General features: G+C 66.2%; 22 protein-coding genes. 11 read left to right on the forward strand and 11 right to left on the reverse strand.

What is annotated here, in order from left to right; all coding sequences use genetic code 11:
* A complete protein-coding gene (locus K7I12_RS02375) occupies positions 1-387 on the forward strand; it encodes a hypothetical protein (RefSeq protein ID WP_231662899.1) in 387 nt (128 codons plus the stop codon).
* Positions 388-457: 70 nt separating this feature from the next.
* Here K7I12_RS02375 and K7I12_RS17445 read toward each other — a convergent pair whose 3' ends face one another.
* Entirely contained in the window at positions 458-922 is a 465-nt protein-coding gene (locus K7I12_RS17445) for a cold-shock protein (RefSeq protein ID WP_031384658.1), read from the reverse strand.
* Between the two features lie 200 nt (positions 923-1,122).
* Here K7I12_RS17445 and K7I12_RS02385 point away from each other — a divergent pair, with 200 nt between their 5' ends.
* Positions 1,123-1,368 (forward strand): SlyX family protein, encoded by a 246-nt coding sequence (locus tag K7I12_RS02385; RefSeq protein WP_031384657.1) that lies wholly within the window; start codon positions 1,123-1,125, stop codon positions 1,366-1,368.
* Between the two features lie 118 nt (positions 1,369-1,486).
* On the opposite strand, the gene trxB is transcribed toward K7I12_RS02385, so the two are convergent.
* The 3 genes from trxB to K7I12_RS02400 all read right to left on the reverse strand — a co-directional run bounded on the left by trxB (position 1,487) and on the right by K7I12_RS02400 (position 3,583).
* Positions 1,487-2,440, reverse strand: a complete 954-nt coding sequence (gene trxB / locus K7I12_RS02390; protein ID WP_031384656.1) for a thioredoxin-disulfide reductase — start codon at positions 2,438-2,440, stop codon at positions 1,487-1,489.
* Positions 2,441-2,577: 137 nt separating this feature from the next.
* A complete protein-coding gene (locus K7I12_RS02395) occupies positions 2,578-3,180 on the reverse strand; it encodes a peroxiredoxin (protein WP_031384655.1) in 603 nt (200 codons plus the stop codon).
* A gap of 193 nt (positions 3,181-3,373) precedes the next feature.
* Positions 3,374-3,583, reverse strand: a complete 210-nt coding sequence (locus K7I12_RS02400) for a CPXCG motif-containing cysteine-rich protein (RefSeq protein ID WP_031384654.1) — start codon at positions 3,581-3,583, stop codon at positions 3,374-3,376.
* A 49-nt stretch (positions 3,584-3,632) separates the two neighbouring features.
* On the opposite strand from K7I12_RS02400, the gene K7I12_RS02405 reads away from it, so the two are divergent.
* Together K7I12_RS02405 and acnA are read left to right on the forward strand one after the other, a co-directional pair.
* Entirely contained in the window at positions 3,633-3,974 is a 342-nt protein-coding gene (locus K7I12_RS02405; protein ID WP_231662901.1) for a hypothetical protein, read from the forward strand.
* Positions 3,971-6,721: an aconitate hydratase AcnA gene (acnA, locus tag K7I12_RS02410; protein WP_031384653.1), complete on the forward strand. Its 2,751-nt coding sequence runs from the start codon at positions 3,971-3,973 to the stop codon at positions 6,719-6,721. Before K7I12_RS02405 ends, acnA begins: the two co-directional genes overlap by 4 nt.
* 65 nt (positions 6,722-6,786) lie before the next feature.
* Here acnA and slmA read toward each other — a convergent pair whose 3' ends face one another.
* The 7 genes from slmA to K7I12_RS02445 form a co-directional block, all read right to left on the reverse strand.
* Positions 6,787-7,404 (reverse strand): nucleoid occlusion factor SlmA, encoded by a 618-nt coding sequence (slmA, locus tag K7I12_RS02415; RefSeq protein ID WP_031384652.1) that lies wholly within the window; start codon positions 7,402-7,404, stop codon positions 6,787-6,789.
* Between the two features lie 84 nt (positions 7,405-7,488).
* Entirely contained in the window at positions 7,489-8,397 is a 909-nt protein-coding gene (gene argB, locus K7I12_RS02420) for an acetylglutamate kinase (protein ID WP_231662902.1), read from the reverse strand.
* An 85-nt stretch (positions 8,398-8,482) separates the two neighbouring features.
* Positions 8,483-9,865 carry a phosphomannomutase/phosphoglucomutase gene (locus K7I12_RS02425; RefSeq protein ID WP_231662904.1) on the reverse strand — a complete coding sequence of 461 codons (1,383 nt, stop codon included), beginning with the start codon at positions 9,863-9,865 and terminating at the stop codon, positions 8,483-8,485.
* Between the two features lie 94 nt (positions 9,866-9,959).
* Positions 9,960-10,487, reverse strand: a complete 528-nt coding sequence (gene dut / locus K7I12_RS02430; protein ID WP_231662905.1) for a dUTP diphosphatase — start codon at positions 10,485-10,487, stop codon at positions 9,960-9,962.
* The gene (gene coaBC, locus K7I12_RS02435) at positions 10,484-11,923 is read right to left on the reverse strand and encodes a bifunctional phosphopantothenoylcysteine decarboxylase/phosphopantothenate--cysteine ligase CoaBC (RefSeq protein ID WP_231662906.1); all 1,440 of its coding nucleotides are present in this window, start codon (positions 11,921-11,923) and stop codon (positions 10,484-10,486) included. Before coaBC ends, dut begins: the two co-directional genes overlap by 4 nt.
* A gap of 87 nt (positions 11,924-12,010) precedes the next feature.
* Positions 12,011-13,186 carry a mannonate dehydratase gene (gene uxuA, locus K7I12_RS02440; protein ID WP_231662907.1) on the reverse strand — a complete coding sequence of 392 codons (1,176 nt, stop codon included), beginning with the start codon at positions 13,184-13,186 and terminating at the stop codon, positions 12,011-12,013.
* A 175-nt stretch (positions 13,187-13,361) separates the two neighbouring features.
* Positions 13,362-14,096, reverse strand: a complete 735-nt coding sequence (locus K7I12_RS02445) for a GntR family transcriptional regulator (RefSeq protein WP_031384646.1) — start codon at positions 14,094-14,096, stop codon at positions 13,362-13,364.
* Between the two features lie 392 nt (positions 14,097-14,488).
* Between K7I12_RS02445 and radC the strand changes: the two genes are divergently transcribed.
* The 7 genes from radC to K7I12_RS02480 all read left to right on the forward strand — a co-directional run bounded on the left by radC (position 14,489) and on the right by K7I12_RS02480 (position 18,965).
* Positions 14,489-15,163 (forward strand): RadC family protein, encoded by a 675-nt coding sequence (gene radC / locus K7I12_RS02450; RefSeq protein WP_031384645.1) that lies wholly within the window; start codon positions 14,489-14,491, stop codon positions 15,161-15,163.
* Between the two features lie 216 nt (positions 15,164-15,379).
* Positions 15,380-15,616 (forward strand): 50S ribosomal protein L28, encoded by a 237-nt coding sequence (gene rpmB, locus K7I12_RS02455; RefSeq protein ID WP_031384644.1) that lies wholly within the window; start codon positions 15,380-15,382, stop codon positions 15,614-15,616.
* A gap of 14 nt (positions 15,617-15,630) precedes the next feature.
* Complete coding sequence (gene rpmG / locus K7I12_RS02460; RefSeq protein ID WP_031384643.1) at positions 15,631-15,786, forward strand: 50S ribosomal protein L33; 156 nt, start codon at positions 15,631-15,633, stop codon at positions 15,784-15,786.
* Positions 15,787-16,048: 262 nt separating this feature from the next.
* On the forward strand, positions 16,049-16,879 hold the full coding sequence (gene mutM / locus K7I12_RS02465; RefSeq protein ID WP_031384642.1) for a bifunctional DNA-formamidopyrimidine glycosylase/DNA-(apurinic or apyrimidinic site) lyase: 831 nt from the start codon (positions 16,049-16,051) through the stop codon (positions 16,877-16,879).
* Positions 16,880-16,962: 83 nt separating this feature from the next.
* Entirely contained in the window at positions 16,963-18,153 is a 1,191-nt protein-coding gene (locus K7I12_RS02470) for a class I SAM-dependent rRNA methyltransferase (RefSeq protein ID WP_031384641.1), read from the forward strand.
* 11 nt (positions 18,154-18,164) lie between these two features.
* Entirely contained in the window at positions 18,165-18,482 is a 318-nt protein-coding gene (locus K7I12_RS02475) for a putative signal transducing protein (RefSeq protein WP_031384640.1), read from the forward strand.
* Positions 18,483-18,524: 42 nt separating this feature from the next.
* A complete protein-coding gene (locus K7I12_RS02480; RefSeq protein WP_231662908.1) occupies positions 18,525-18,965 on the forward strand; it encodes an acyl-CoA thioesterase in 441 nt (146 codons plus the stop codon).
* The last annotated feature ends 137 nt before the right edge of the window (positions 18,966-19,102 follow it).

Genomic DNA, 19,102 nt, shown 5'->3' on the forward strand with positions numbered 1-19,102 from the left:
ATGCAACGCTATCCCGACATCGAGATCTACCTGGCCGACGCCTCGCTCGAACGCCTCAATGCCTGGCTCGGCTCGCAACTCGATGCCGCGCCGCTGGTGCCCGCCGGCAAGCGCAAGTGGCGCGGCAAGGGCCATCGCGAGGGCGCGCTGGTGCCGATCCTGCTGGTCGAGAACGCCGCCGACGGCTTCGCCAGCCTGTGGTTCGACAGCGTCGCCACCCCCTGGCCGCGCGACATCGACTGCGCCCGCGCGGCGGTCGCCGCACTGGCCTGCGAGGTACGCTGCTCGCTGGGCGGCTGGCAGCCGGGCGACGACCCCGATCGTTTCTGGCAGGTCTGTCCCGACGGTCACGAGGGTGCCATTACCTGGCCGGATTCCGGCCAGTAGCATCGACACGCAAACGCCCCGGCCGGCACGAGCCGACCGGGGCGTCCGGTCATACGCGGGAGCGCCGCGTTCAGGTGATGACGGTCACGTCGTCGGCCTGCAGGCCGCGCTCGTTGTTGATCACGTGATAGCGCACCTTCTGACCCTCGGCCAGGGTCCGGTGACCCTTTCCGCGAATCGCCCGGAAGTGCACGAACACGTCTTCCCCGTTGTCGCGGGTGATGAAGCCGTAGCCTTTGTTGACGTTGAACCACTTCACCTCGCCCATCTCGCGATCGTCGTTCTCGATCTCGGCAAGGTTGACGAGCTGCGGGGTGAGGCTGTGCACGGCAAGGGTGGCGACCAGCAGGATCAGAAACACCGCCACCGCGCTGGCAACATAGATGCGTTCGATGCCATCCAGGGTCAACGCTTGTTCGAGGGCCCCGGTCAGGGCGCCGTCGACCAGCGATGCAAACAGGGCAATCAACAGCGGGGCAGGAGCGGCAAGCAGGAGACTGATGAGACTACAGCGGAGTAATACCTTTCGATTCATGGACCTCGGACTCTCTTGTTGTGCTGACAATGACGGCCTGACGCCACGCGTGCGACGGGCGGTGCTTCGAAGAGCGATCGTTGCGAAGCGTGATGATTCCAAGCTCAACTATTATTCGAAACGTCGGCGAGTGCCGATGGGTTTCGAACATAGGGTAAGGTGTCGCGATGAACGGCAACACACAGCGGAGCGATTCTAGCATGATCGAAAATGACACGCTCACCCGCCTGGAGGCGCGCCTCGAAGCGCTGGAGAGCCGCCTGGCCTATCAGGAGCACTGGCTCGACACCCTCGACCAGGCCCTCGCCGGCCAGGCTCAGCGACTCGATCGCCTGGAGCGGGTCAACGCGCTGATGCAGCAGCGCCTGCGCGATCAGCACCAGACCCTTGCAGCGCTCGATGCACCGGGTACCAGCGACGCGGACGAGCGCCCCCCGCATTATTGAGATTGATGCCAGCGGCTGCTGCAAACGCGACACCCCCGCGGGCAAGCCGGCGGGGGTCAGGTGCTTCGCAGCAGGACTTTCGAAGCCCGGTGCCGTCGCGTGGCTAGTCGAGCCCCTCCTAATCGAGCCCCTCAAGATAGCGCTCGACGTCCAGCGCCGCCATGCAGCCGCTGCCCGCCGAGGTGATCGCCTGACGATAGACGTGATCCATCACGTCGCCGGCGGCGAACACGCCGGGCACGCTGGTCGCGGTGGCATTGCCCTCGAGCCCCGAACGCACCCGAATATAGCCATTGGCCATCTCCAGCTGGCCCTCGAAGATGCCGGTGTTGGGCGTGTGGCCGATGGCGATGAACACCCCCGGGGCGGAAAGCTCGCGCTGGCTGCCGTCGAGGGTCGAGCGCAGGCGTACCCCGGTCACCCCGGTGTTGTCGCCCAGCACTTCCTCGACCACCTGGTTCCATTCGACGGCGATGTTGCCGGTGTCGACCTTCTCGAACAGCTTGTCCTGCAGGATCTTCTCGCCGCGCAGGCTGTCGCGGCGATGGACCAGCGTCACCGTGGAAGCGATGTTGGAAAGGTACAGTGCCTCTTCCACGGCGGTGTTGCCGCCGCCCACCACGATGACTTGCTGATTGCGGTAGAAGAACCCGTCGCAGGTGGCGCACGCCGACACGCCCTGGCCCATGAATCGCTGCTCGGAGGGCAAGCCCAGGTAGCGGGCGCTGGCACCGGTGGCGACGATCAACGCGTCGCAGGTATAGGTGCCATTGCTGCCCTTGAGCGTGAAGGGCTTATGACGCAGCTCCACCTCGTCGATGTGATCGAACAGTACCTCGGTATCGAAGCGCTCGGCGTGCTTGCGCATGCGCTCCATCAGTTCGGGACCCTGGACCCCGTCGGCGTCGCCCGGCCAGTTGTCGACGTCGGTGGTGGTGGTCAACTGACCGCCCGCTTCCATGCCGGTGATCAGCAGCGGCTTCAGGTTGGCGCGCGCCGCGTAGACGGCCGCGCTGTAACCGGCCGGGCCGGAGCCGAGGATGATCAGGCGCTCGTGTCGCACTTCACTCATGAATTGATCCTCTCACGCAAGGCGCCGCCGGACGACGGCACCGCTCGTTGACTGGCTTCGCCTTCGCATTGGCAGCGTCGGGCGCAGCCCAGACGGCAAAAGGGCGGCCCTCGGCCGCCCCATGAAGCCGTGAAGGCTTACAGGTTCGTGGAATGGGTGCCGAGGTACTTGGCAACGCCTTCCGCGGTGTCCTTCATGCCTTCCTTGCCTTCGTCCCAACCGGCCGGGCAGACTTCGCCGTGCTTCTCGTGGTGCTGCAGCGCCTTGACCATGCGCAGCATCTCGTCGACGTTACGGCCCAGCGGCAGGTTGTTGACGGTCTGGTGCTGAACGACGCCGTTGGCATCGATCAGGAAGGAGGCGCGCATGGCGACGCCAGCTTCCGGATGCTCGATGCCGTAGGCCTGAACGATCTCGTGCTTGACGTCGGCGACGATCGGGAAGCCGACTTCGCCGATACCGCCCGCATCCGGCGAGGTCTTGCGCCAGGCGTAATGCGAGAACTGGGAATCGATGGACGCACCGATCACCTCGACGCCCAGCTCCTTGAACTGTGCCAGACGGTTGTCGTGGGCGATGATTTCGGACGGGCAAACGAAGGTGAAATCCAGCGGCCAGAAGAACAGCACGCGCAGCTTGCCGTGGCTGTCGGACAGCTTGAAGTTCTCGACGATGGTGCCGTCGCCGAGGACTGCTGCCGCTTCGAAATCCGGTGCCTGACGTCCAACCAATACGCTCATGCAACTTCTCCTTGAGGTTAGTCCTTCGAGGTTAGAGGGGTTTGAAAAGATAACGGACTAGACTAAAGTCGCACCTCTTGTCTGCCAATTAGTTAACGCCAATGGCAGGCATAGTCAATATCTATCGAAAGCGTCTTTGCATATCCGCCCTCGCCATGGAGGGATGACGGAATCGCGGACAAACAGCGTCCGCTTAGAGAACATCGTCGTCGCGCGCCAGCGTCACGGCCTGCACGCTGCCGTCCGGCTCCGCCACGTCGACGCTGACCTGAATCGGTGCGCAACAGCGCGGGCAGTCCTCCCAGGTGGAATGGCTGCCTTGGCTGCCATCGACCAGCAATTCGAACGGCGTGCCGCAATACGGGCAGCTGACCGGTCGTGAGGCAAGCATTGCTTCGTGCATGGCGCGACTCGCTTGCGTGACGCCTTGGTGAGCAACGATATGGGTATCGTTGCAGACGCTTTCAAGGGTGAATGACCAACCCGGCGCCATGCGCGTCTCTGCCAGCGCGGTCGCCTGGCTCGAACGCTGGCTGGCGGTTGAATTCAGCGCCTATCATGACAAGGTGATGATCAGCAATAATCAACAGGATGTGTCGACAATCGCTGTCTCAAGCGTAGTATCTGGGTACGTCATTCAAGAACCTGACATTCGGGCAAGCGGCATCGGCCAGTCGCAACGGCGCTGTTCAGTGCCACGCAGGGTGGCCAAGGATACGTCGCCACACCAGCCAGCCGCACCCGTCGATGGTGACGTGCTAGCCCCGCTTGGTATTAAGGAGGAGAGTCCATGAGCGCCGAAAACACGCCGAATACCCTGAGTTCCCTCGAGGCCGGAGGGAACACCTATCACTATTACAGTCTGCCCAAGGCCGCTAAGGCGCTCGGCAACATCGATCGCCTGCCCTTCACGCTCAAGGTCCTGCTCGAGAACCAGCTGCGCTTTGCCGATACCGACAGCGTCTCGACCGAAGACATGCAGGCGCTGGTCGACTGGCAGCAGGCGGCGCGCTCGACCCGCGAGATCGGCTACCGCCCCGCGCGGGTGCTGATGCAGGACTTCACCGGGGTGCCCGGAGTCGTCGACCTGGCCTCGATGCGCGACGCCGTGGAGCGCCTCGGCGAAGACCCGGCGCGCATCAACCCGCTGTCCCCCGTCGACCTGGTCATCGACCACTCGGTGATGGTCGATCGCTTCGGCGATCCCTCGTCGTTCAAGGACAACGTCGCCATCGAGATGGAGCGTAACCTCGAGCGTTACGAATTCCTGCGCTGGGGGCAGCAGGCCTTCGACAACTTCCGCGTGGTGCCGCCGGGCACCGGTATCTGCCACCAGGTCAATCTCGAGTACCTGGGCCGAACGGTGTGGACCAAGGACGAGGGCGGCAAGACCTTCGCCTATCCCGACACGCTGGTCGGTACCGATTCCCACACCACGATGATCAATGGCCTGGGCGTACTCGGCTGGGGCGTCGGCGGCATCGAGGCCGAAGCGGCGATGCTCGGCCAGCCGGTGTCGATGCTGATCCCCGAAGTGATCGGCTTCAAGATCTCCGGCAAGCTGCGCGAAGGCATTACCGCCACCGATCTGGTGCTGACGGTGACCCAGATGCTGCGCCGGAAGGGCGTGGTCGGCAAGTTCGTCGAATTCTACGGCGACGGCCTCAAGGACATGCCGGTCGCCGACCGCGCGACGATCGCCAACATGGCCCCCGAATACGGTGCCACCTGCGGCTTCTTCCCGGTCGACGAGCAGACCCTGGATTACCTGCGCCTGACCGGCCGCGAGGACGCCCAGATCGAACTGGTCGAGGCCTACGCCAAGGCTCAGGGCATGTGGCGCGAGCCGGGCCACGAGCCGATCTACTCCGATACCCTGCAGCTCGACATGGACGATGTCGAAGCCAGCCTGGCCGGCCCCAAGCGCCCCCAGGACCGAGTCGCGCTCACCGACATGAAGGCGACCTTCGAGAAGCTCATGGCATCCGAAGCACCGGACGCCCCCGCCGAGGACCAAGCCAAGTGGAATTCCGAGGGCGGTCACGCCGTCGACGACGTCGAACTGCACGACAGCCATCGCCACTACGAGCACAGCGACAGCCAGGACTGCGAGATCGACGGCGAGCGCTTCAAGCTCAACCCGGGCGCCGTGGTGATCGCCGCGATCACCTCCTGCACCAATACCTCCAACCCCAGCGTAATGCTGGCCGCCGGCCTGCTGGCGCGCAAGGCGGTCGAGAAGGGCCTGGCCACCAAGCCGTGGGTCAAGACCTCGCTGGCGCCCGGGTCCAAGGTGGTCACCGATTACCTGGCGGCGGGCGGTGTCCAGGACGACCTCAACGAACTCGGCTTCAACCTGGTCGGCTATGGCTGCACCACCTGCATCGGCAATTCCGGGCCGCTGCCCGAGTCGGTCGAGAAGGCCATCGACGCCGGCGACCTGACCGTGGCCTCGGTACTCTCGGGCAATCGTAACTTCGAAGGCCGCGTGCACCCGCTGGTCAAGACCAACTGGCTGGCCTCGCCGCCCCTGGTGGTAGCCTACGCGCTGGCCGGCAACGTGCGCCTCGATCTGTCCAAGGAGCCGCTGGGCACCGGCAAGGATGGTCAGCCGGTCTATCTCAAGGACATCTGGCCGTCGCAGGCCGAGATCGCCGAGGCGGTCGAGCGGGTGCGCACCGACATGTTCCGCAAGGAATACGCCGAGGTGTTCGATGGCGACGAAGCCTGGAAATCGCTGAAGATTCCCGAGAGCAAGGTCTACGAGTGGTCCAAGGATTCCACTTACATCCAGCATCCGCCGTTCTTCGAGGGCATGGGCAAGGAACCCGAGCCGGTCGAGGACGTCAAGGACGCCCGCGTGCTGGCGATGCTCGGCGATTCGGTGACCACCGACCACATCTCGCCGGCCGGCGCGATCAAGCCCGACAGCCCGGCGGGTCGCTACCTGCAGGAGCACGGCGTGGCGCCCAAGGATTTCAACTCCTACGGCTCGCGGCGCGGCAATCATGAGGTGATGATGCGCGGCACCTTCGCCAACGTGCGCATCAGAAACGAGATGCTCGACAACGTCGAGGGCGGCTACACGCGTCACGTGCCGTCCGGCGAGCAGCTGGCGATCTACGATGCGGCAATGAAGTATGCCGAGGAGAGCAAGCCGTTGGTGGTGGTCGCCGGCAAGGAATACGGCACCGGCTCGAGTCGCGACTGGGCGGCCAAGGGCACGCTGCTGCTCGGCGTGCGCGCGGTAATCGCCGAATCCTACGAGCGCATCCACCGCTCCAACCTGATCGGCATGGGCGTGCTGCCGCTGCAGTTCCCCGAGGGCGAGGACCGCAAGTCGCTGGGCCTGACCGGTGACGAATCGTTTTCCATCGAGGGCCTCGGCGAGTTGGAGCCGGGCGGCACCGTCAAGGTGACCATCGCATCAAGCAAGGGCGAGAAGACGCTCGACGCCAAGTGCCGCATCGATACCGCCAACGAGCTGGAGTACTATCGTCACGGCGGCATCCTGCACTTCGTGCTGCGCAACATGCTCTAGACCCGGGCCGCAACGCCCTGCCACGACGGGCAGGGCGTTGCTTGAAGCCGGCTAGGCGCGGCCGGCTAGGCGCGGCTGGCCTGGGTCACGGCAACCAGCAGGTCGCGCGATAGCAACGGCCAATGCTCGTCCCAGTGGCTGGTCGGCAGGCGCTTGAAATCGCTGCGCACGTACTGGCCGATGCGCCCCTCGGCATAGGCCAGCAGCACGTTGGCGGCCGAAGAGACCGGCAGCACCGGGCGCAGCCCTTCGTGGATCTCGGCCTCGCGAAGGATCTGCTTGAGCTGGGTCTCGAGGCGTTCGAACAGCTGGCCCATGCGCACTCGCAAGCGGGCGGTCTCGCCGGTCAGGGCGTCGCCGTTGAGTAGCCGGCACAGGCCCGGGTTCTTCTCGGCGAAGCCCAGCAACAGCATCAGGATGTGCTGGCAGCGCGGCAGCGCCTCGGGCGTTTCGTCGAGTATCCGGCGGATGCGCTCGAACAGCGTGGCCTCGATGAATTCGATCAGCCCCTCGAACATGCGCGCCTTGCTGGGGAAATGGCGGTAGAGGGCGGCCTCGGAAACGCCGACCTGGCGGGCCAGCGATGCCGTGGTGATACGCTTGCCGCTGTCTTCCTCGAGCATCAGCGCCAGCGCCTGGAGAATCTGCTCCCGGCGGCTCTGCTTGGTTGTCGCCTGCGTCATGTCGTTCTTCTAATAATATTTTATGGTTACGCTAATCCTACTGGCGGCTCCTTGCCGGGGCAAACCGCAAAGGTCGTGTATGCCCTATTCCTGGTTCGTCGCATCGGTGATCAGCGTACCGACCCCGGCGTTGGTGAAGATCTCCAGCAGGGTGGCGTGGGGCACCCGGCCATCGACGATGTGCGAACTGGCCACGCCGCCCTTGACGGCCTCCAGCGCACAGCGAATCTTGGGCAGCATCCCGCCATGGATGGTGCCGTCACTGATCAACGCGTCGACCTGGGTGGTGGACAGCCCGGTCAATACCTCGCCGGCGGCGTTCATCAGCCCGGCGACGTTGGTCAGCAGCATCAGCTTCTCGGCATTCAGCGCCTCGGCGATCTTGCCGGCCACCAGGTCGGCGTTGATGTTGTAGCTGCGACCCTGGGCGTCGACGCCGATCGGCGCGATCACCGGGATGAAATCGCGGGCGGTGAGCATCTCGATCAGTTCGGTGGAGACGTGCTCGACCTCGCCGACATGCCCGATGTCGATGATCTCGGGCACGCGCATCTCCGCGCTGTGCTGCTCGACCTTGAGCTGGCGGGCGCGAATCTGGCCGCCATCCTTGCCGGTCAGGCCGATCGCCTTGCCGCCGCACTGGTTGATCAGGTTGACGATGCCCTTGTTGACCAGCCCGCCGAGGACCATTTCCACGACGTCCATGGTTTCGGCATCGGTAACGCGCATGCCATTGACGAAGCGCGACTCGATCTTGAGCTTGCCGAGCAGCTCGCCGATCTGCGGGCCACCGCCATGCACCACCACCGGATTGATGCCGACCTCCTTCATCAGCACCATGTCGCGGGCGAAGGAGTCGACCAGGGTCTGTTCGGTCATGGCGTTGCCGCCGTACTTGACGACCACGGTCTTGCCGGAAAAGCGCTGAATGTAGGGCAGCGCTTCGGACAGGACCTCGACCACCTGGCGCGGGTCCCGGGGATATTCGCTCATCGGCGATTCTCCATCGGTTGGGTCGGCCCGCGCTGCCGGCGGCGGCGCGGGCCCGGTTCTTGGGGGCAGTGCTCGGAGAGCCGGCTCAGAAGGGCAGTTCGGCGTCGGGGACCAGCTGCTTGAGGGCGTCGCGAAAGCGCGCCTGGACGCGCTCCAGGGACTCCTGGGTCTTGCCTTCGAAGCGCAGCACCAGCACCGGCGTGGTGTTGGAGGCGCGGCACAGTCCCCAGCCGTCGGCGTAGTCGACGCGGATGCCGTCGAGGGTGGTCTTGACGCCGTCGTCACCGAAGTCGCCCTCGCGGGCCAGTTTCTCGACGATGGCGAACTTGTTGTCGTCGGTGACGTGGACGTTGAGTTCCGGAGTGCCCAGATCCTGCGGGAAGCGATGGAAGAACGTGTCGGCATCGTCTTGCTGCTTGGAGAGGATCTCGAGCAGCCGCGCCGCGCCGTAGAGGCCGTCGTCGAAGCCGTACCAGCGCTCCTTGAAGAAGATGTGACCGCTCATCTCGCCGGCAAGCGCCGCACCGGTCTCCTTCATCCGGCTCTTGATCAGCGAGTGACCGGTACGCCACATCTCGGGCGTGCCGCCGGCTTCCTCGATCACCTTGGCCAGGTTGCCGGTGCACTTGACGTCGAAGATCACCCGTGCGCCGGGGTTGCGCTCGAGCATGTCCTCGGCGAAGGCCATCATCAGGCGGTCGGGGTAGATCACCTCGCCCTTGGGGGTGACCACGCCGAGCCGGTCGCCGTCGCCGTCGAAGGCCAGGCCGATGTCGGCGCCGGTTTCCTTGACGGTGCGGATCAGATCCTGGAGGTTCTCGAGCTTGCCGGGATCGGGATGGTGGTTGGGAAAGTCGCCGTCGACGTCGGCGAACAGCGGCACGGTCTCGGCGCCCAGGCGCTCGATCAGCGTGGGCCCCAGCGTGCCGGCCACGCCGTTGCCGCAGTCGACCACCGCCTTGATCTTGCCGCTCAGGGTGACGTCGCCGATGATCCGGTCCAGGTAGGCCTCGCCCACGTCCTGCTCGCGGACCCGGCCCTCGCCGCTGGCGAAGTCGTCGTCGGCGATGCGCTGATAGAGCGCGGTGATCGCCTCGCCGGAGAGCGTCTCGCCGCCCAGCACGACCTTGAAGCCGTTGTAGTCCGGCGGGTTGTGGCTGCCGGTGACCATCACCCCCGAGGTGCTGTCGCCCAGCGTGTTGGTGGCGTAGTAGAGCACCGGGGTGGGCACCATGCCGATATTGACGACGTCGCGGCCGGCGGCGGTCAGGCCCTTGATCAGCGCCGCCTGAAGGCGCTGGCCGGAATGCCGGCCATCGCGGGCGACGATCACCGAGCGCTCGCCGCGCTCGGCGGCCTCGCTGCCGATCGCCCGGCCGATCAGCTCGACGGATTGTTCGGTCAGGGTGTCGTCGACGATGCCGCGGATATCGTAGGCGCGAAAGATGGACGGGGTAATCTCGCTCATGGGGTCCCTCCTTGGTAGACGACGGGAAACCGCCTCAGTTGGCGACTGTCTCCAGTCTAGTTGGCTCGTTGGTCAGCGTGTGTCGAGGTGCCGCCTAGCGGCGGCCGGAGTGGCCGAAGCCGCCGGCGCCGCGCTGGCTGGCGGCGAAGTCTTCGACGATCTCGATCTCGGCCTGAACGACCGGGACCAGCACGAACTGGGCCAGGCGTTCGCCGGGTTCGAGGGTAAACGGCGTCTGGCCGCGGTTCCACACCGAGATCAGCAGTTCGCCCTGGTAATCGGAGTCGATCAATCCGACCAGGTTGCCGAGCACGATGCCGTGCTTGTGGCCCAGTCCCGAGCGCGGCAGGATCATTCCCGCCAGGCCCGGGTCGGCAATGTGCGCGGCGAGCCCGGTGCGCACCAGCTCGCAGGCGCCGGGCGCCAGCGTCAGCGGCGCATCGAGCAGCGCGCGCAGGTCCATGCCGGCGCTGCCCTGGGTAGCGTAGTGCGGCAGCGGGTAGTCGCGTACCCGCTCGTCGAGGATCTTGACCGCCAACTGCGGCTGGCGACGCAGCGGCTCGGGGTTGGCAGTATCGGTGACGGCGGTATCGCTGACTGTATCGAGGGTTGTATCGCTCATTGGGGATCCTGTTGCGGCGCGGCGGGCGGAACTTCTGCGGTCGATGGGCCGGAGCGTGTCGCACGATAACCGCGCAGCGCCTGGTCGATCACCGCCTCGGCCAGGCGGGCCTTGCTCTGCGCCGGCAGCTCGGCGCGCCCGGGCTCGGCGGCGGCATTGCGCCACAGCACCAGCGCGGCGTTGTCGTCGGCGCCGAAGCCGAGCCCGGCTTGCGAGACGTCGTTGGCGACGATCATGTCGAGGTTCTTGCGCTCGAGCTTGTCGCGGGCGTAGCGCTCGAGATCGCGGGTCTCGGCGGCGAAACCGACCATGAACGGCCGTGGGCTGGCGGCGGCGCTTTCGCTAACACTGGCGTTAATACGAGCCTCGGCGATCAGGGCAATGATGTCGGGGTTCCTGACCAGTTTCAGGGTCATCCCGTCATCGTTGGCGCTCTTCTTGAGCTTGTGCGCGGCGATCTGTTCGGCGCGGTAGTCGGCGACCGCCGCGCAGCCGATGAAGATGGCGCTGTCGCCGGCCGCCTGGCGGGCCGCCGCGAGCATCTCGTCGGCCGAAGTCACATCGATGCGCTCCACGCCGGCCGGCGTGGCGAGCGCCACCGGGCCACTGATCAGGCGCACGCGGGCGCCGCGATTCGCGGCCGCGGCGGCCAGCGCATAGCCCATCTTGCCCGAGCTGTGGTTGGAGAGATAGCGCACCGGATCGAGGGCTTCGCGAGTCGGCCCGGCGGTGACGGTCACCGTCAGCCCGCGGGCGTCGTCGGCCTGCGGCGATGATTCGGATGCGCTCGGCGCGTCTTCGGGCGCCATGGAAAGAGGCGCGTCTTCGGGCGCCATGGAAAGAGGCGCGTCTTCGGGCGCCATGGCAGACGCGGCCCCGGGCGTTACAGAAAGCCCGGCGACGATCGCCTCGGGCTCGAGCATGCGCCCGGCGCCGACGTCGCCGCAGGCCTGGTCGCCGGAATCGGGACCCAGCAATCGCCAGCCGTAGCCCTCGAGGCGACGGGCATTGTCGCGGGTCGCCGGGTGGCCCCACATCGCCTGGTTCATCGCCGGTGCCATGACGCATTCGGCGTGGGTGGCCAGACACAGCGTGGTCAGCAGGTCGTCGGCGTGGCCATGGGCGAGCCGCGCCATCAGGTCGGCGGTGGCCGGGGCGATCAGGATAAGCTCGGCCCAGCGCGCCAGCTCGATATGGCCCATGCCGGCTTCCGCCTCGGGGTCGAGCAGCGAGGTGCGCACGCTCTCGCCGGTCAGCGCCTGCAGGGTCAGCGGGGCGATGAAGGCCTGGGCGCCCTCGGTCATCACCACGCGCACCTCGGCGCCGGCCTTCTTCAAAAGGCGCGCGAGCACGGCGCTCTTGTAGGCGGCAATGCCGGCGCTGATGCCGAGCAGGATGCGCTTGCCGATCAATGGCGTGGCGGCCAGCTGTGACATGACGGTTCACCCCTGGAACGTTCGGGATTCGATTTTATCATCCTGCCGGGGGCTTTGCGTCATCGCCCGTCAGCCGGCCGCGGGCGGTTAGCGTGTCAACCGGCGGACCGCGGTCTCGACGCCACGCAGCTCGGCGAGGCCCTTGAGGCGGCCGATCAGCGGATAGCCGGGGCGCGTGTCTCTGTGCAGGTCGTCGAGCAAGTGGTGGCCGTGGTCGGGGCGCAGCGGCAGGCGCGGCCCGCCGTCGCGCTCGCGGCGGCGCTCCTCGTCGATTAGCGTCTTGATCACCCCGACCATGTCGACGTCGCCGCCGAGGTGCGCCGCCTCGTGAAAGGTCCGTGGGTCGGACTCGCGGCGGGTGGCGCGCAGGTGGGCGAAATAGATGCGCGAGGCGAAACGCTCGCCCATCGCCACCAGATCGATCGCCGCACTGACGCCATAGGAACCGGTGCAGAAGGTCAGGCCGTTGGCCGGGCTGGGCGCGGCAGCGAGCAGCCACTGGACGTCGTCGGGGGTCGAGACCACCCGCGGCAGGCCGAACAACGGGCGGGGCGGGTCGTCGGGATGAATGGCCAGGCGGATGCCGACCTCTTCGGCCACCGGCACGATAGCGCGCAGGAAGTGGCCGAGGTTGTCGCGCAGCCGGGCGGCGTCGATCTCGGCGTATTCGGCGATCACCTGGCGAAAGCGCGCCAGCGTGTAGTGCTCCTCGGCGCCGGGCAACCCGGCGATGATGGTGTCGGATAGCCGCCGACGCGCCGTGTCGTCGAGGTTGTCGAAGTGGCGGCGGGCGGCGTCACGTTCGGCGTCGCTGTAGTCGTGCTCGGCGCCGGGGCGTTCGAGCAGGTACAGGTCGAAGGCGGCGAACGCGGTCTGCTCGAAGCGCAGCGCGGTACCGCCGCCGGGCAGCGGCCAGGCCAGGTCGGTGCGCGTCCAGTCGAGCACCGGCATGAAGTTGTAGCACACCACGTCGATGCCGCAGGCCGCCAGGTTGCGCAGCGTCTGCTGATAGCGCGCGATGTAGCTCTCGCAGTCGCCGCGACGCTGCTTGATGTCTTCGTGGACCGGCACGCTTTCGACCACCGACCAGCTGAGCCCCGACGCCTCGATCAGCGCCTTGCGCTCGGCGATCGCAGCTTCCGGCCAGGTCTCGCCGTTGGCGATCTCGTGCAGGGCGGTGACGATGCCGGTGGCGCCCGTCTGGCGGACATCGGCCAGGCTGATGGGGTCGCTGGGGCCGAACCAGCGCCAGGTGTGTTCCATGGATTCGCTACTCCATCGAGGATTCGAGGTTGGTCGGAATGGCCCCGGCGCCGCGAGCGCCGGTGGCCGGCACAGGATCGGCTACTCCCCGAGCAGCAGGTTGGGGAGCCACAGCGACAGCGCGGGGATGTACGCCACCAGCATCAGCACCACCAGATTTCGGCGTCGCGAATCGTCATGCCGGGTCCCCGGTGGCGAAAAGTGGGGCGCTGGCGGCGTCGAACAAACCGGGATGGCGCGCGATGAGTTCGGGCAGCGAGCGCAGGATCTCGCGCATGTGCGCCTTGACCGCGCGCTCGGCCGCATCGGCATCGCCTGCGGCGACACTGTCGAGGATCGCGGTGTGCTGTTCGATCAGCGTGGCGATCGGCGTGGCGTCCGGCACGCTCAGATAGCGCACCCGGTCCAGTTGGGCCTTGACCTCCTGGGTGACGCCCCAGGCAGCGTCGTGGCCAGCGCCCAGCGACAGCGTGCGATGAAAGGCTTCGTCGAGGCGATAGAAGCGGTCGTGATCGTCGCTGTCGGTACAGCGTTTCTGGCGCACGATCAGTTCGCGGAGTTCGTCGAGTACCGCCTTGCTCAGGCCTTGTTCGGCGGCCGAGCGGGCAACCGCCGCCTCGAGCGCCTCGCGTACGAAGCGCGCCTCCATGACCGCGGCCTGCGAGATGGGCACTACATAAGTGCCGCGCTGCGGACGTACTTCCACCAGGCCGGCCTCGGATAGCCGGATGAACGCTTCGCGCACCGGCTGGCGGCTGACGGCGAAGGTCTCGGCGATCTCCTTCTCGGAGAGCGCCTGACCGGGCGCCAGCGTCATGCGAATGATCGATTGACGCAGCACTGCATAAAGGCGCTGGCGGACGTTGCTTTCCGGCTGTTCTTCCCAGAGCGCGAGTAACGACGGCGTCATGGCGATGGTCTTCGGCTGCCTGATATAACTAGTATGGTAGTTGGATTGGCAGCAGGCGCGATGAGACCTTGGTCGATAGTCGGGCCGCCTTGACTTGGCGGCATGTCGGCAGGACCACGTATGCAAATTCGCTGATACACTGACACTACCGGCCGGCCATGAGCGAGCGCGTTACTCGCCCACGCCCTGACAACCAACGACAAGAGCCTGTCATGACATCGATACCCGATCGCCGCTGTTTACCGCCCAGTACCTATACCCTGAACGACCTCGACGAGCCGTTGGCGATGACGACCGCCCTGAGGGCTCTCGCTTGACGACTTGTCTCGCTTTTCATGGGCGCGCCGCGGTCAGCGTGCAGCCCACCGCCTTCTTTGACTCGCGGGTGATGCATGGCAATCCGACACTGGCCGGAAGGTGAGCGGCCGCGCGAAAAGCTCATGAGTCTCGGCTCGCAGTCGCTCAGCGATGCCGAGCTGTTGGCGATATTCCTGCGCGTGGGCGTCAAGGGGCGCTCGGCGGTGGACCTGGCCCGCGACCTGCTCGGTTCCTTCGGCGGTCTGCGGCCGCTGCTCGAGGCCGACCGCGAGCGCTTCTGCGCCGAGCACGGCCTGGGCGAGGCCAAGTACGTGCAGCTGCAGGCGGTGCTCGAACTGTCGCGCCGCCACCTGGCCAGCCAGCTCGAGCGCGGCGGGGCGCTGACCTCGCCGACGCTGGTCAGGGCCTACCTGGCGTCGCAGATGCGCCACCTGGGACATGAGGAGTTCGCCGCGCTGTTCCTCGATACCCAGCATCGGGTGATCCGCTTCGAGTCGCTGTTCCGCGGCACGCTGGACAGCGCCTCGGTCTACCCACGCGAGGTGGCCAAGCGGGCGCTGGAGCTGGGCGCCGGGGCGCTGATCTTCGCCCACAATCATCCGTCGGGCGTCGCCGAGCCCAGCGACGCCGACCGGCGCATCACCGAACGTCTGAAGCAGGCGCTGGAGCTGTTCGAGATTCGCGTGCTCGATCACTTCGTGGTCGGCGACGGCGAGGTGGTGTCGTTCGCCGAACGCGGCTGGCTGTAAGGGAAACCATGGGCGCCGGCGACAAGAATCGCTAGAATCGCCGCGTTTCGGGGCAATCGGGCTTTCCTCGCTTGCCGAGACGCCGGGGCTCTGGTATAACGTATGCCCTTTGACTTCCTTGGGTTAATTAAGGGGCGGAAGGCGGTTACCTGCCATTCTCTCTTCCCGGTTTGCCCGACAGGTTTTGAACAACTCGCCCAGCGGTTGGAGGCTCCAATGTCCAAAGTATGTCAGGTTACCGGCAAGCGTCCGGTGACTGGTAACAACGTATCGCACTCCCAGCGCAAGACGCGTCGCCGTTTCGTGCCCAATCTTCACACCCACCGTTTCTGGGTGGAAGCCGAGAAGCGCTTCGTCAAGCTGCGCGTTTCCTCCAAGGGTATGCGGATCATCGACAAGAAAGGCATCGACACGGTGCTTTCCGAAATTCGCAAGCGCGGTGAGCGCATTTAACGGGAGTTAGGTCCATGCGTGACAAGATCAAGTTGGTGTCCAGCGCCGGTACCGGCCACTTCTACACCACCGCCAAGAACAAGCGGAATACCCCGGACAAGCTTGAATTCAAGAAGTACGATCCGGTCGTTCGCAAGCATGTAATGTACAAGGAAGCCAAGATCAAGTAACGAAGCGTCGATAAATGCCTGCGCACGCCAATCGCTGCGTTGCGCGGTGCTCGAAAGCTCGCCTAACAACCCGTTATGTCTCGCTTTCTGCACGCCGTGCGCCTTGCGCTTGACGCTGCTCGTCGATTTATCGATTGCTTCGAGGCTTAACTGCTTCCACCGCAGGCGTGGCGCCTGCCCGAAAAGACCCGGCCCCGTGCGCCGGGTCTTTTCGTATCCGGTCCGCCCGGCCAGTCACGGGCTGTCAGCCACGGAGCCCAGCATGCCCGAGTTGCCCGAAGTCGAGACCACCCGCCGCGGCATCGCCCCCTACGTCGAGGGTCGCGAGATCAATGAGGTGATCGTTCGCGAACGCCGCCTGCGCACCCCGGTGCCGGCCGATTTCGAACAGGCGCTGGTCGGGCGGCGTATCGGCGAATTGGGGCGCCGCGCCAAGTACCTGACGATCCCCCTGAGCGAGCCGCACGCGGAGCGACGCGCGCTGCTCTGGCATCTGGGCATGTCGGGCAGCCTGCGCATCGCCCGCCTCGGCGACTTGCCGAAAAAGCACGACCACGTCGACGTGGTGCTCGACGATGGGATGATCCTGCGCTATCACGATCCGCGCCGCTTCGGCTTCGTCGACTGGCTGCAGGGCGACGTGCGCAGCGATCCGCGGCTGGCCAAACTCGGCCCCGAGCCGCTGTCGCCGGACTTCACCGGCGAGCGGCTCTACCGGCTGTCGCGGGGCCGTCGGCTGGCGGTCAAGCCGTTTCTGATGGACAACGCGGTGGTCGTCGGTGTCGGCAACATCTATGCCGCGGAGGCGCTGTTTCTCGCCGGAATCGACCCGCGCCGGGCCGCCGGGCGCGTCTCCCGCGAGCGCTACGCGCGCCTCGCCGCGGCCGCTCGCGAGGTGCTCGCCGCGGCGATCACCCAGGGCGGCACCACGCTGCGCGATTTCGTCAGCGGCACCGGCGAGCCCGGCTATTTCGCCCAGCGGCTCAACGTCTATGGTCGCGCCGGCCAGGCCTGCCGGCGTTGTAGCGGCGAGCTGCGCCTGATCACCCTGGGGCAGCGGGCGAGCGTGTTCTGCGCCCATTGCCAGACCTGACGCGCGTGCGGCCGCGGGCTTTCCCCCGGGGGGCGCGAGCGCGTTAAAATGCCAACATCGTGATGACCTGAACCGGAGTCCCCGTGACTGAACGCCTGCGCCTCAAGAAGAACGCCGATCGCCGCCTCAAGGCCGGTCATCTGTGGCTCTACTCCAACGAGATCGACACCCAGGAGACGCCCCTGAAGGGCGTCGAGCCGGGTGCCCAGGCCGTCATCGAGGCGGCCAGCGGCAAGCCGATGGGCATCGCCTACGTCAACCCCAACTCGCTGATCTGCGCGCGGGTGGTCTCGCGCGACGTCAACGTGCGCCTGGATCGCTCGCTGCTGGTGCACCGTTTCAACCAGGCGCTGGCGCTGCGCGAGCGGCTGTTCGACAAGCCCTTCTACCGCCTGGTGTTCGGCGAGGGCGATTTGTTGCCGGGGCTGGTCGTCGACCGCTTCGGCGACGTGCTGGTGGTGCAGCTCAACACGCTGGGCATGGAGCGTCTCGGCGAGGAGATCGTCGCTGCGCTGGACAAGGTGCTGGCACCGCGCGCCATCGTGTTCAAGAACGACTCCTCGGGGCGCCGCCAAGAGCAGCTCGAGAGCCATGTCGAGGTAGTCCACGGCGAGCTGCCCGACCAGGTGCTGCTGGAAGAGAACGGCGTGCGCTTCGCCGCCCCGGTAGTGGATGGCCAGAAGACCGGTTGGTTCTTTGATCACCGCGCCAACCGCGCCTGGCTCAACGCTCTGGTCGAGGGCAGGCGGGTGCTCGACCTGTACAGCTACGTGGGTGGCTGGGGCGTGCAGGCCGCCGCCCACGGCGCCGCCGAAGTGCTGTGCGTCGATCGCAGCGGCGAGGCGCTCGAACGGGTCGCCGAGAACGCCGCGCTCAACGCGGTGGGCGATCGGGTGGCGATCGGCGAGGCGGACATCTTCGAGGCGCTGGCGTCGCTCAAGGCGGACGGCGAGCAGTTCGATGTGGTGATCCTCGATCCGCCGGCGTTCATCAAGAAGCGCAAGGACATCCCCAACGGCGAACGCGCCTATGCGCGGCTCAACCGCGAGGCGATGCGCCTGCTGGGCCGCGACGGGTTGTTGATGAGCGCCTCGTGTTCGATGCACCTGACGCCGGAGCGCCTGGTTGAGTGCGTGCGCGGCGCGGTGCGCCATCAGGACCGTCATGGTCAGCTGATCTATCAGGGCGGCCAGGGGGCGGATCACCCGGTGCACCCGTCGATCCCCGAGACTGCCTATCTCAAGGCGCTCGGGGTTCGCGTGTTCCGCGACTGAGCGCCGATGCGATGACCTGGGTGCGGCTCTACCAGCATGCCAACCTGCTCGTGGTGGCCCATGTCCGCAACGTGCTGGAGGCCGCGGGCATCGCCTGCGAGTTGCGCAATACCACGCTCGGCGGCGGCGCCGGCGAGCTCCCGCCGGGCGATTGCGAACCGGCGGTGTGGGTCGAGAGTCGCCAGATGACCGCGGCACAAGCGCTACTCGACGAAGCGTTGGCGGGTCCCGCGCGACCCTTGCAGGTGTGGGTCTGCCCACAGTGCCATGAACGTCTCGACGGCGTATTCGACGCCTGCTGGCAGTGCGGTACGGCGCGCCCGGGTTGACCCCCGCCCACCGTGGAGAAAATCGCAAGACAGGAGCCCGTGATGAGCTGGGAACTGCCGTCGCCCTTCGTGATCGGCATCGAGGTCGAAGAGGCTGCCATCGACGCCTACGGGCACGCCAACAACGCCGAGTATCTGCGCTGGATCGAGCGCATCAGTTGGGCGCATTCGCAGCATCTCGGCCTGGACATCCACGATTATCGCCGCCACGACCGGGCGATGGCGGTCCATCGTCACGAGTTGGATTATCTGGCGCCGGCACGTGCCGGCGATTCGCTCGAGCTGGCGACCTGGATCGTCGCCTGCGACGGCCGTCTGACCCTGACCCGCCGCTTCCAGCTGGTGCGCGACAGCGACGCCACGACGCTGCTGCGCGCCCGTACGCGCTTCGCCTGCATCGAGCTTTCCAGCGGCCGGGCGCGGCGCATGCCGATGGACTATCGCGAAATCTATGGTCGGGCGCTCGTCGAGGAGCCGACCTGAGCCGCGCCCGAAAGCTTGCTGTCTGCGCATTTTGGACAGCAGATATTGCTGTCTGAAATCCCGCATGCCGAATAAATCTTCGTTTTTATTCGGCTTCTATCGCACCCGCCACGCTGTGTTGTACTAATGGCAGATAA

Source organism: Halomonas sp. IOP_31, assembly GCF_021151495.1.
GTDB classification, from domain to species: Bacteria; Pseudomonadota; Gammaproteobacteria; order Pseudomonadales; family Halomonadaceae; genus Modicisalibacter; species Modicisalibacter zincidurans.